Origin of the sequence: Corynebacterium sp. UMB6689 (genome assembly GCF_030215295.1) — a bacterium.
GTDB classification, from domain to species: Bacteria; Actinomycetota; Actinomycetes; order Mycobacteriales; family Mycobacteriaceae; genus Corynebacterium; species Corynebacterium aurimucosum.
In genome coordinates this window covers 23,133-35,930 of sequence record NZ_JASOLS010000014.1, presented here as the reverse complement: position 1 = coordinate 35,930, position 12,798 = coordinate 23,133, and the positions used below count along the sequence as shown (strand labels likewise).

Here is a 12,798-nt window from a genome sequence, read left to right as displayed (position 1 = left end):
GATCAGCTCTACGGCTCTACGAGCCTGGGTGCGAACGCATGTAGTCTAACAACCCATCTAGGCGCGGGTCCTCGGACACAAAGGGGTCGGAGAATTCCTCGGTCATTGGCTCCGGCCGGTTGACCTTCATCCGCGTCCAATCCACCGTTACCGCGGCATCGAGCTCGCGGGCAACAGCGAGAAACTCCCCGCGCAGCTTGGCACGGGTGGTTCGCGGGGCGGTGTCGACGGCAGCATCGATTGCAGCATCGTCGATCCAGCGCTTCACCATGCCGCGCTGCTCCAATACGCTGTAGAGGCCACGGCCGGGACGGATGTCGTGGTAGGTCAGGTCAATCTGTGCCAGCTTGGGGTGCGACCAATCCCCGCCCAGGCGCTCGCGGTAGCGGTTTAGCAGGCTGCGCTTGATGACCCAGTCGATCTCGCGGTCAACACCGGAGAAATCCTGAGTCTCAATGGCCTGGAGGGTGCGCTTCCACAAGTCCACGACACGGGCCAGCTCAGCCGTTGGCGTGCCTGTGTCCTCGCGGTGTTCCAGCCAACGCTCAGCGGCGGTACAGAGCTCTTGCTGCACGGCGAGCGCGGTGGTGCTGCCGCCTCCCTCAAGCGGGAGCTGGGTGCGACCGGTCGGGTCGAGCGCGATGGCGCGGATGTGTTGAATAGGTTCGAGAACCGAGAGGTTCGGCACCTCAAAACCGGCCTCCAGCATCTCCAGCATGAGCAGCGTGGAGCCAACTTTGACGGCCATCGTGGGCTCAGCCATATTGGAGTCGCCGACGATAACGTGCATGCGACGGAAACGCTTCGAATCCCCGTGTGGTTCATCGCGGGTATTGATGATGGGCCGCGAGCGAGTCGTCGCGGAGGACACACCTTCCCAGACTTGGTCGGCACGCTGTGAGAGCACGAAACGCGCTGGTTCCTCACCCTTAGCAGGTCTAATCATCCCCGCGCCACAGATGAGCTGCCGGGTGATCATGAATGGCAGGAGAGCTTTGCCGAGGTCCTTGAGCACCACGTGGCGGCCGATGAGGTAGTTCTCGTGGCAGCCGTAGGAATTGCCCGCAGAATCGACGTTGTTCTTGAACAGATAGACGGCGCGCTTCTCCCCCTCGTCCGCTAGGGCTTCCTCCGCCTGCACGGCCATGCGGTTGACCATGGCATCGCCGGCGCGCTCATAGGCAATGAGCTGGCTCAGGCTATCGCACTCGGCGGTAGCGATCTCCGGGTGGGAGCCGACGTCGAGGTAGAGGCGGGAGGCGTTGGGGCTAAAGATATTCGAGGAGGAGTACGTCGACACGATGGGCCGGAAAAGTACGCGGGCGATCTCATCCGGGGACATCACCCGCTGTCCATCGCTTGCGCTCGCAGTGATGCCGTACTCGGTTTCGATGCCCATAATCCGCCGTGCATAAACGGGGGCGCTACCGGAGGGCTGCTCCACCTTTATTCGCCGCCCTTTTGGACGTAGGAGCGCACAAACTCCTCGGCGTTGGATTCCAGGAGGCCGTCAATCTCATCGAGAAGATCATCGGTACCCGCGCTGTTGATGCTGACTTGTCCGGCATCGAATTCCGAGGAATCACCTCCCTGCCCGTTACCGCCACCGGCATTAATCTGGGACTGCTGTCCGCTCATGGTGAGAGCTCCTTTCGCGAGTGGAGAATGCTGCGCTAATACAGTGTAGGGTACTCGATTCGCACCCCGAGCTGGCGCAAACTATCAACGAAGTCGGCGGCACTGCCCGCAGATTCCAGTAGAGCGCCCACCTCGTCTTGCCCGAGTCTTGTGGTGTCGTCGAGCGCCACGCAGGCGGTTCCAGAGTTGGCTCCCTCGGCCTCACCGATGCGGAAGGTCAGTGACTGCCAGGACGCAGCCAGGACATCCTCCCCGAACTTTCGGGTAGCGTGGCCGCGCAGGTAGGCGCGGGTGTCGCTGGGCGGCGTCTCTGCTGCCGCTGCGATCTCTTCCTCACTGACCAGGGTGCGCATCTGTCCCTTGCGCACGAGCGCATGGTAAAGGGATTTTGCGGGGTCGATGTCTGTGTACTGCAAATCGATCAGAGCCAGCTTCGGATCATCGGCCGCGACGCCGCGGTCAAGGTAGCCTTTAATCAAGCGATACTTGGCCACCCAATCCAGCAGGTGGGCGGCCTTGAGCGGATTATCAGCCAAAAGCGCGACAACCTCATCCCAGGCGGCGAGCACCTTTTCATCCGCCTCAGTGGTGGCGGTGACCCTCTCCCGGTAGACGGCGAGGATGTCGAGGGCGGTGAGGTGGCGGCCGTCGCGAAGCGCCAGCTTATGAGTCACAGTGAGGTCGCGGCTCACCCGCTGCACCTCCTCCACCGGCTCTGCTAGGCGCAGGTCACTAAAGTCCACGCCGCTCTCGATGGCATCGAGTACCAGCGAGGTCATGCCCAGCTTGAGCAGCGTCGAGGTATGGGACATCGTGGCATCACCGATGATGACGTGCAGGCGACCGAAGTCCTCGGCGACCGCATGTGGTTCATCACGGGTGTTGATGATGCCGCGGTTGAGGGTGGTTTCCAGGGAGATCTCCTGCTCGATATAGTCCGCGCGTTGTGAGATCTGGAAACCAGGTTCTTCACCATCAGCACCCAATCCCACGCGTCCGGCACCGGTGACCACCTGGCGAGCGACGAAGAAAGGAATCAATCCCTGGGCAATGTCATCGAAGTCAGTATCCCTGGAGTACTGGTAGTTTTCGTGGCTGCCATAGGAAGCCCCCTTACCGTCCACGTTGTTCTTGTAGAACTTCAGCGGTGGGCAGGGATCATGCGTGGCCAACACGGACGTGCCCTGAGCGGTCAGCGATGCTACGGCCTCCCCTGCGCGACGAAGGATCAGGTCGCCGGAGGCGTCGTAAAGCATGGCATCCCAGGCATTCGTGCACTCCGGCGAGGAGTACTCCGGATGGGCGTGATCGACGTAGAAACGCGCGCCATTAGCGCTCACCACGTTGGCCACACCCAAGGCATTCGGGTCCACCACGGGCACCGTGTGGTAGCGCTTGAGATCGAAGCCGCGGCTATCGCGCAGTGGGTGCTCCTCCCGAAAATCCCAGCGGGAGCGCGCACCGGTATGCAGGGCGGCATAAGCCACAACAGCATGGGTGGAGGTCACAATCGGTGATAACGCCGGGTTGGACGGCGTGGAGATTCCATATTCAGTTTCGGTTCCTAGAACACGGCTCACGGTTGTACTCCCATCAATTCGACCCCGGTGACATGCGCGCCAGCGGAGGTACCGGCGACGATCTTCGCCCACTCCTCCGGGTTGGCAGAAGTCGGTACGTATTCAGATTCTGCCTGCTCGGCCGCGATGGCCTGGTGCAGGTGCGCGGCGGTGATACCTGCGGGCTGCGCTCCCCCAGCAGAGTTTGTTGCGTCCAACGCTTCCTTAATCGCTAGCTTCTTGGCACGGGAGACGATGTTGGCAATCATGGCGCCAGACACGAAGTCCCGGTAGTGCAGCACGCGCGGATCCGCGTTAGCGAAGTGCAGAGTGACAAAGGGCCGCTCGGCGTAGAGAGCGTCCACCGCGGTATCGATGAGCTGTGAAAGATCACCCTCGTGGGGGACGGATTCCGGGAAGTGACGGGCGAAAATTTCGCGTGCGCCCTGTTTGGTCGGGCGGTTGACGCGGATCTTGATGTCGAGGCGCCCCGGGCGCATGATGGCGGGGTCGATGAGTTCCTCACGGTTGGTGGCACCGATGACGATGACGTTGCTGAGCTTTTCCACACCGTCCAGCTCCGTCAACAGCTGCGGGACGACGGTGGTTTCCATATCGGAGGACACGCCGGAACCACGGGTGCGGAAGATGGACTCCATCTCATCGAAGAAGATGATGACCGGGCGCTGGCTGCCATCCTCGGTGGGCTCGGAGGCTAGCTCGCGGGCGCGCTCGAAGATGAGGCGAATGCGGCGCTCAGTCTCGCCCACGAACTTGTTGAGCAGTTCTGGGCCCTTTACATTGAGGAAGTAGCTGGGGGCACTAGCTCCCAGCGACGCGGACAGTGAATGCGCCACCGCCTTGGCGATAAGCGTTTTGCCGCAGCCCGGCGGGCCGTAAAGCAGTACGCCCTTGGGCGGCTGGAGATCGTACTGGCGGTAGAGCTCCGGGTGCAGGAAAGGCAGCTCGACGGAGTCACGGATGAGGGAGATCTGTTCATCCAAACCGCCGATGTCCTCGTAGGAGACGTCAGGAACTTCCTCCAGCGTGAGCTGTGCTACCTCAGTCTTGTGCACGCGTTCGGTGGCTACACCAGATTTGGGCTCAACCAAGAGGGTATCGCCGGCGCGCACGGTATCCCGCAACGCTGCAGCGAGGAGAACAACCTGCTCTTCACCAGAGGAATTGATGACCACGGCGCGGTCGGTGCCGAGACGTTCTTGGATCGTCGCCAGCGCGCCCGTATTTACCGGGGCGCAGGCCTCCACGACGACGAAGCCCTCGCCCAAGCGCACCTGCTGCCCTACTTTCAGGGAGCCGGGCTCCAGGTTCGGCGAAATCTTGACCCGCATGGCTCGGCCATTGGTATAAACCTCGGCGTCACGGCGTGAATCATGCGCGCGCCCGGAATAGCCCAGAAAGACACCGTATGTGGAGGCAGGCTCCGCAAGGGCGTCAACCTCCGCGAGCATCTGCTGAAGCTTCGTGCGCGCATCCTTCAACAGGGCAGCAAGCTTGGCATTGCGTTCAGCGAGCTGCTCTATCTGGCGACGCTGCTGGCCAAGTTCCTGGGAATGAGTGGCATCGTTCATAGAGTCCACCCTAGCGCGCAGTGCGCCACGTTTAACCTCGGGGCTTATTTTCGCGCGCGGCGCTGCGGGCGGGGTGGAGTGACGCCGTCGGCAAGCCGGCGCGTCCAGATCAGAAACGCGGTGTGCGCGTTCATGCGATGCTCCGGGCGGGTGGCCAAACCTTCCACCTTCCATTCACGCACGAGGGACTCCCAGGCCCGCGGCTCCGTAAAGCACTTGAGCTCGCGGATGCCCTCCATGACCTTCATCAGCTGCGGCACGGTGGCCACGTAGGTCATGAAAACGCCGCCCGGGATGAGGATGTCGCGTACCTTCTCAAGGTGCTCCCAGGGCTCGAGCATGTCTAGGATGACGCGGTCCACGGGGCCGCCCAGCTCCTCGACGGTGACATCGGCCAGGTCTCCCAGACGCGGGCTCCACCATTCGGGCTGTTTACCGAAGTATTCGGTGACGTTGTCCACGGCATATTCCAAGTGGTCATCGCGCACCTCATAGGAGAAAACGTGGCCTTCCGGCCCCACGGCGCGCAACAGCGTCATCGAGAGCGCGCCGGAACCGGCGCCGGCCTCCAGCACGCGTGCGCCCATGAAGATATCGCCTTCGACCAGAATCTGCGCGGAGTCTTTGGGATAGATCACCGCGGCACCCCGTGGCATCGACAGGACATGGTCCACCATGAGATGGCGGAACAGGAGGAAGGAGCTACCGAGAGTCGAATCGATGACGGAGCCTTCATCCATGCCGACGACATCATCGTGGTTGATGATGCCCTTGTGCGAATGGAACTGGCCTCCCTCCTCGAGGACGATGGTGTAGTGACGCCGCTTGGCATCGGTGAGCTGCACGCGGTCGCCGTAGCGGAAGGGGCCGGAATAAGCCATGGCGTGGGAACCTTTCACATAGTTGAAGGTGGCAAGGATTAACCCACCAAGTATGCCTCAAGGGCGTTACCAAGCCATAGTTGGTCGCGCTCGCCCACCAGCTCGCGGGCCGAGTGCATGGACAGCATTGGGGCTCCCACGTCGACGGTAGGGATGCCCAAACGCGTGGCGGAAATCGGCCCGATGGTGGAGCCACAGGGCACGTCGTTATTTCCCACGAAGCGCTGGACCGGAACGTCCGCACGGCGGCAGGCGGATTCCCACAGGGCCACGGTGTGAGCGTCGGAGGCGTAGCGCTGGTTGCCGTTAATCTTGGTCACAGGTCCCTGGCCGATGATCGGGTGGTGCGTGGGATCGTGCTTCTCCGCGTAGTTGGGGTGCACGGAGTGGGCGGCATCCGCAGACACACAGCTGGAGCGCGCGAACATCTGGAAGCGCTGCTCCTCATTGGCCCCGAGCGCCCGCGCGGTGCGGGTCAGAATATCACCCAGAATCGGACCACCCGCGCCATACCGCGAGGAGGAGCCCACCTCCTCATGATCGAAGGCCGCCATGACGAGGATGTCCTTGTGCTCCATGGCATCGGCGTTGTGCGCGGCGGCGAGAAGAGCCCTTAGAGAGGCGTGAACGGAAGAGAGGTTATCCATGCGTCCAGCAGCGATGAGTTTTTCGCCGGCGCCAAAGACCTCACCGCGCTGGGCATCGGCGGTAATGAGGTTGAAGGAAGCGATATCTTCCGGGGCGACGCCCAGCTGCTTGCCGACGACCCCCATCACCGACGTTTCCGGAGTGCCCACGGAGAGCACTGGCTGCATGTGGCGCTGGCGATCCGGTTTGAACTCATCCTTGCGGTAGAGGTGAATCGCCAGCGAGGGAAGACGAAGCAGCGGGCCGGTGTTGACCAAGTGGCGGGTGCCATCACGCAGGACGACTTGACCACCGACGGTGAGCTCGCGATCAAACCAGCTGTGGAGAAGGACTCCGCCATAAACTTCCACGGCTACTTGCTGCCATCCGGCGGAATCGAAATCCGGAGTGGGCTTGAGAGCAAGACCGGGCGAATCAGTATGGGAGCCGATAATCCGGAAATCCGAATCCGGGCTAGCACCTTCGGGGACGAACCATGCCATGACCGCACCTCCCCGGACCATGACGTGACCGCCTGGTGCAGCCGACCATTCGGCAGACTCGTCTTGGCGGCTAAAACCCGCATCAACGAGTGCGCGCGCTACCTCCTCAGCCGCGTGATAAGAGGAGGGACTGGCGGCGATGAAATCGAGAAAATCTTGCGTAGTGCTCATGCCTACTAGCTTGCCACGGACCGTCGGGAGATGCGGGCGGGAACGAGGTTGCCTATGCGCTAGGCTGAGGAACATTATGCCGAAAAGACTAGCCCTCTCCCCTTCCCGTGCCTCCGATTACAAGCAATGCCCTCTGCTCTATCGCTTCCGGGCCATTGACAAGCTTCCTGAACCTAAGACAAAAGCCCAGGTCAAGGGAACGCTGGTCCACGCTGTGCTGGAGAAGATGCACCAGCTACCCCGTGAGCAACGTGAGTACCCGGCCGCGGTGAAGATGATCAAGCCGGAATGGGCGGTGATGCTCGACTCCGATCCGGAGCTGCGTGAATTGGTACCCGAGCCCGAGGAGTTGGATTTATTCGTCGAAGCACGCCAGCTCATCAAGGGCTATTTCCAGATGGAAAACCCCCAAGGTTTCGACGCCCACGAGTGCGAGATGTACGTCGATACCGTCTTGCCAAACGGTGTGCCTGTCCGTGGGTTCATCGACCGCGTAGACGTTGCCCCCACTGGCGAGGTGCGCGTGGTGGACTATAAGACGGGAAAGAAGCCGCTTCCCCGGTATTCCCAGGACGCGCAATTCCAAATGAATTTCTACGCGCTGGTGTACTGGCGGCTTCTCGGCACCATCCCCACGCAGCTGCGGCTGATGTACCTCAAGGTCTTGGATTCAATGTTCCTCACGCCTGGGCCAGAAGAGCTCGAGTACTTCGAGCGTGACCTAGGCGAGCTCTGGGCCAAAATCGAAGGCGATGGCAAGGCCGGAGATTTCAGGCCGAAGACGTCAAAGCTGTGTGGTTGGTGCTCGTTCCAAGACCTCTGCCCGGCTTTTGGCGGTACGCCACCCGAGTATCCCGGGTGGCCCGACCAGGCCTCGTAGACCGTCGCGCTGCGTAAGACCGTGCCGCGGCTTAGAACAAGCCGGAGATCGAACCGTCAGCGGCAACGTCGATGTTGTTCGCTGCGGGCTTCTTTGGCAGGCCCGGCATGGTCATGACGTCACCGGTTAGGGCAACGATGAAACCAGCGCCGGTGCGCGGCTGCAGTTCGCGGACGTGGAGGACGTGGCCTTCCGGAGCGCCGAGCTGGCTCGGATCATCCGAGAAGGAGTACTGGGTCTTGGAAATGACGACTGGGAACTGCTCCCAACCATTGTCCTTGATGTACTTCAAGTCCTTGAGAGCCTTGGAAGAATACTCCACCCGCTCGGCGCGGTAGATTTCCTTGGCGATAGTGTCGATGGAGCTCTCAATTCCTTCAGCGGGGTCGTAGAGCTGGCGGGAGGAGCCTTGGGAGAGGTTGTCCAGAAGGCGCTCAGCCAGCGCAGTCGCCCCTGCACCACCCTTCGCCCACACCTCTGCTTCTTCAAGAGCCACGTCGAAGTCGGCCGCCCACTGACGCATGAACTCGCGCTCGGCCTCGGTATCGCTCCCAAAGAGGTTGAGAGCGACCACTGGCTGAAGCCCGAACTTTCGCAGGTTCTCCACGTGGCGCTCGAGGTTGACCACGCCCTTCTTCAGGGCTTCCAGGTTCTCCGTGGTGAGCTCCTCGCGCGGCTGCCCGCCGTTGTACTTCTGGGAGCGGATCGTTGCCACGACGACCGCGCCAGCGACATCAAGCTCACCAAAGCGGGACTTGATGTCCATGAATTTCTCGCCACCGAGGTCCGCCCCGAAACCTGCTTCCGTGAGGACGATATCGCCGAAGCGCATAGCAGTTTGGGTGGCCAACAGTGTGTTGCAGCCATGAGCGATGTTGGCGAAAGGACCGCCGTGGACGAAAGCCGGCGTACCGCCCAGGGTCTGGACTAGGTTGGGGTTCAGCGCATCGCGCATCAGGGCGGTGAGTGCGCCCTCTGCGCCCAAGTCGCGGGCGGTTACCGGTTGCTGGTCATAGGTGTAGCCCACAGTGATATCACCGAGGCGTTTCTTCAGGTCTGCCAAATCGGTAGCGAGACCGAGGATGGCCATGATTTCCGACGCCGCAGTAATGGTGAATCCGGTCTCCCCCGGCACTCCGTGCGCTGGGCCGCCAAGACCGGTGACGACGTTGCGCAGAGCGCGGTCATTGACGTCAACGCAGCGCTGCCAGGTGATGCGGCGCGGATCGATGTTGAGGGCGTTGCCTTGGTGGATGTGGTTATCGATGATGGCGGCCAAGGTGTTGGTGGCCGCGGCGATAGCGTGGAAGTCACCGGTGAAATGAAGGTTGATATCCTCCATCGGCACAACCTGCGAGTAGCCGCCGCCCGCAGCGCCGCCCTTGATACCCATGACGGGGCCTTGAGAAGGTTCGCGAAGCGCGACGATTGCCTTCTTACCAAGCTGTGTGAGGGCATCGGTCAAACCGATAAGTACGGTGGACTTTCCCTCGCCGGCTGGTGTCGGAGAGACGCCAGTGACGAGTACCAGCTTGCCATCGGCGGGGGCATCCCCAACCTGGGTGATATCCACCTTGGCTTTGTTCTGCCCATAAGGGATGAGGGCGGGCGCTGGGATTCCAGCGCGGGCGGCAATATCTGTGATGGGTTCGAGCTGGTGGGCTTGGGCAATGTCAACATCAGAAGGTTGCGTAGTCATGCCCACCAGCTTAGCGCTCTAAAGAAGCCTCTTGAGCAACATTAGATAATTTCTCGATGATGCTAAAGCAGGACCGCACCGAAGGCGTAGCACAGGAGGACAGACAAGGCGATGCTGACGGTGCCGGGGATGATGAACGGGTGATTGAAGACAGCTTTGCCGATGCGCGTCGAGCCGGTGTCATCCATCTCAACGGCTGCCAACAGGGTCGGGTAGGTCGGCAGGATGAACAGAGCGGATACCGCAGGGAAGGCAGCCACAGCGGTCAGTGGGTTGACGCCGAGGGCCAGAGCAGCCGGCATGAGAGCCTTGGTGGTCGCGGCTTGCGAGTACAGCAGCGCCGCAGCAAAGAAGAGCACGACGGCCAGCAGCCAAGGGGCGGATTCGATGACGGAGCCGGAGATGGCCTGAATGTCCTCCATGTAGTGGTTAATGAGCGTGGTGCCCAACCAGGCCACACCAAGCACACAGATACAGGCGGACATGCCCGACTTGAACACTGGCGTATTAAGTACGTCGCCAGCGGAGATCTTGGTGATCATCACGATAAGGGTTGCGGCAGTGAGCATCACCGTCATGATGGCCTCATTGCGGGGCAGAGTCGGCTCTTCGATGAGTCCCACCTGAGAAGATGTCAGGGTGGCCCACAGCATAACGATGACGATGGCAACGAGGAAGATGATGACGGAGGTCTTAGCGCCCTGTACCGGGCTGTAATTGTGGGAGCCCTGCGGCATCTTTACCAGGCCTTGGGTCTTGCGTTCCTGGTATACGGGATCATCTTCTAGCTCCGCCCCGGAACGGTTGGCAATCCACGCGGCAGGGAAAATGGAAAGAAATGTCGCCGGAATGAGCACAGCGAGGATCTGCAAGTAGCCCACGTTCATCGGCTCCAAGAGGGAGGCTAGCAACACCACGGCGGCGGAAATGGGCGAGGCACAGATGGCCATTTGTGAGGCCACCACAGAGATGGACAGCGGACGGGATGGGCGAACCTTGCCTTCCTTGGCCACCTCAACGATGACGGGAAGCGTAGAAAATGCCGTGTGGCCGGTACCCGCCAGAACGGTCATAAGCCAGGTCACGACAGGGGCATAGAACGTGATCTTCTTAGGATTCTTGCGAAGGAATTTCTCGGCGAGGTAGACCAGATAGTCCATGCCGCCGGCGCGTTGCATAGCAGCAATGGCCGCGATAACAGTCATGATGATGCCGATGACATCGAAAGGAATGTCTTCGCGTGTAACGGGAACGCCGCTCAGGCCGAGAAGCAGGACACCCAAGCCGCCGGCCATGCCAATGCCGATCGAACCAATTCGGGCACCGAGATAAATCGCCGCGAGGACGATAATGATGTGCACAACAACCATTATGTAACTCCAATATGTGCAGGTGATCTGCAGTATGGGGTGAATCGCGCGACGGTCCGCACACGACCTGGGCGCGAGAACTGACAGTCTCTATTCTGCCCTACTTATGTGGCATTAGCGAGATTCCAGGCCCGATTGTGTCCGTTTACACACCCCCTTCGCTCGAAGGAGGGCCGAGGGGCTTGAGAGATGGACAGCCACTGAAAGAAAACGACGCGCCCGCGCTGCCTCGTTGAAGGTAGCGCGGGCGCGTGGCGTGCAGCATCAGCGTTTCTATACGCTAGTGCTGTGGCACAGCTTTATTCGTCGATGTAGAGCTGACCGCGGAATTCTGGGTGCATGAGGTTCTCTACAGACAGAACCTTGTTGAGAGTCTCTTCGTCGAGCAGGCCCTTCTCCAGAACTAGGTCCTTGACTCCCTTGCCGGTCTTGAGGGACTCCTTAGCAATCATGTCACCGTTGTGGTGGCCGATGAACGGGTTCAGGTAAGTGACGATACCAATGGAGTTCTCCACGTAAGCGCGGCACACATCAGCGTTTGCGGTGATGCCCGTGACGCACTTCTCGCGCAGGGTATCGACGGCGTTGCCCATAATGCGGATGGACTGGAACAGTGCCTCACCGATGACCGGCTCCATGACGTTGAGCTGCAGCTGGCCAGCCTCAGCCGCCATGGTGACCACGTGGTCATTACCGAAGATCTTGAAGCAGACCTGGTTAACAACCTCCGGGATAACCGGGTTGACCTTACCCGGCATGATGGAGGAACCAGCCTGACGCGGCGGCAGGTTGATCTCTGCCAGGCCCGCGCGCGGACCAGAAGACAGCAGGCGCAAGTCGTTAGAAATCTTGGCCAGCTTCATTGCCGCACGCTTGATGGTGGAGTGCAGCAGTACATAAGCACCACAGTCAGAGGTTGCTTCAATGAGATCGCGGGCGGTCTTAATCTCCAGACCAGTGACCTCGGACAGTGCGGCGGTGACCTGGTGGCGGTAGCCGGCCGGGGTGTTCACGCCAGTGCCGATAGCGGTTGCGCCGAGGTTGATCTCCAGCAGACGCTTCTGGGCGTCGCGCAGGATGGCCTGCTCTTCCGCAAGGTTGTGCGCAAAGGCCTTGAATTCATCACCAAGGGTCATCGGAACGGCATCCTGCAACTGGGTGCGGCCCATCTTCAGGATGTCAACGAACTCATTGCCCTTGGCGTGGAATGCTGCCTGCAGGGAATCGATGCGCTCGATGAGGTCTTCCATGGCGTAGTAGATGCCCAAGCGGAAGCCGGTGGGGTACGCGTCATTGGTGGACTGGGACATGTTGACATCATCGTTCGGGTTGATGACGTCGTAGGAACCCTTTTCCTCACCGAGGTACTCGAGCGCCAGGTTGGCCACAACCTCGTTGGTGTTCATGTTGAGGGAGGTACCAGCGCCACCCTGGAAGACATCCAGCGGGAACTGGTCCATGCAGCGGCCCTCTTCCAGGATCTGGTCACAGGCCCAGATGATTGCCTCTGCCTTCTTCTTAGGAAGGACGTGCAGACGGCGGTTAGCCATCGCGGTGGCCTTCTTGACCTGCACCATACCGCGGATGAAGTCCGGGATGGTGTTGATGGTCACGTAGGAAATCTGGAAGTTCTCGATAGCGCGCAGCGTGTGAACGCCATAGTACGCATCGCTAGGTACCTCCACGGAGCCGAGAAGATCAGTCTCAGTACGCGTCTTCTTGTTAGACGTGGACTTTGAAGACTTGTTGGTGGCCTTTTCCTCAACCTGGGACTTTACATCCTTGGTCTCCTTGGCCTCTGGCTGAGCATCCTTCTTAGTTGTCTTTGCCATCGGGGCTGACTCCTTGCATAAAAATCGAAGAACGATGATGGTCAGT

The 12,798-nt window shown here is 60.6% G+C and carries 10 protein-coding genes; 1 reads left to right on the top strand and 9 read right to left on the bottom strand.

The annotated features are described in order from the left end of the window. Positions 1-16: 16 nt before the first annotated feature. The 6 genes from pafA to QP363_RS08795 are packed head-to-tail and all read right to left on the bottom strand — an operon-like array spanning position 17 to position 6,971. Positions 17-1,399 carry a Pup--protein ligase gene (gene pafA, locus QP363_RS08820; protein WP_070446621.1) on the bottom strand — a complete coding sequence of 461 codons (1,383 nt, stop codon included), beginning with the start codon at positions 1,397-1,399 and terminating at the stop codon, positions 17-19. Between the two features lie 47 nt (positions 1,400-1,446). Beyond that, complete coding sequence (locus tag QP363_RS08815) at positions 1,447-1,638, bottom strand: ubiquitin-like protein Pup (RefSeq protein ID WP_070446620.1); 192 nt, start codon at positions 1,636-1,638, stop codon at positions 1,447-1,449. Positions 1,639-1,673: 35 nt separating this feature from the next. Then, on the bottom strand, positions 1,674-3,218 hold the full coding sequence (gene dop / locus QP363_RS08810) for a depupylase/deamidase Dop (RefSeq protein ID WP_070717767.1): 1,545 nt from the start codon (positions 3,216-3,218) through the stop codon (positions 1,674-1,676). Next, positions 3,215-4,789 (bottom strand): proteasome ATPase, encoded by a 1,575-nt coding sequence (gene arc / locus QP363_RS08805; protein WP_070710619.1) that lies wholly within the window; start codon positions 4,787-4,789, stop codon positions 3,215-3,217. Before arc ends, dop begins: the two co-directional genes overlap by 4 nt. A gap of 44 nt (positions 4,790-4,833) precedes the next feature. Beyond that, a complete protein-coding gene (locus tag QP363_RS08800; RefSeq protein ID WP_010186638.1) occupies positions 4,834-5,670 on the bottom strand; it encodes a tRNA (adenine-N1)-methyltransferase in 837 nt (278 codons plus the stop codon). A gap of 38 nt (positions 5,671-5,708) precedes the next feature. Continuing rightward, entirely contained in the window at positions 5,709-6,971 is a 1,263-nt protein-coding gene (locus tag QP363_RS08795) for a M18 family aminopeptidase (protein WP_284764066.1), read from the bottom strand. Between the two features lie 76 nt (positions 6,972-7,047). Between QP363_RS08795 and QP363_RS08790 the strand changes: the two genes are divergently transcribed. Then, positions 7,048-7,851, top strand: coding sequence for a RecB family exonuclease (locus QP363_RS08790; RefSeq protein WP_284764064.1), 804 nt, complete (start codon positions 7,048-7,050; stop codon positions 7,849-7,851). Positions 7,852-7,882: 31 nt separating this feature from the next. Here QP363_RS08790 and QP363_RS08785 read toward each other — a convergent pair whose 3' ends face one another. The 3 genes from QP363_RS08785 to aspA all read right to left on the bottom strand — a co-directional run bounded on the left by QP363_RS08785 (position 7,883) and on the right by aspA (position 12,752). Next, positions 7,883-9,550 (bottom strand): formate--tetrahydrofolate ligase, encoded by a 1,668-nt coding sequence (locus tag QP363_RS08785; protein ID WP_070446614.1) that lies wholly within the window; start codon positions 9,548-9,550, stop codon positions 7,883-7,885. A gap of 62 nt (positions 9,551-9,612) precedes the next feature. Further along, positions 9,613-10,920 (bottom strand): anaerobic C4-dicarboxylate transporter, encoded by a 1,308-nt coding sequence (locus QP363_RS08780; RefSeq protein ID WP_070446613.1) that lies wholly within the window; start codon positions 10,918-10,920, stop codon positions 9,613-9,615. A gap of 299 nt (positions 10,921-11,219) precedes the next feature. Continuing rightward, a complete protein-coding gene (gene aspA, locus QP363_RS08775; protein ID WP_284764060.1) occupies positions 11,220-12,752 on the bottom strand; it encodes an aspartate ammonia-lyase in 1,533 nt (510 codons plus the stop codon). Between the last annotated feature and the right edge of the window lie 46 nt (positions 12,753-12,798).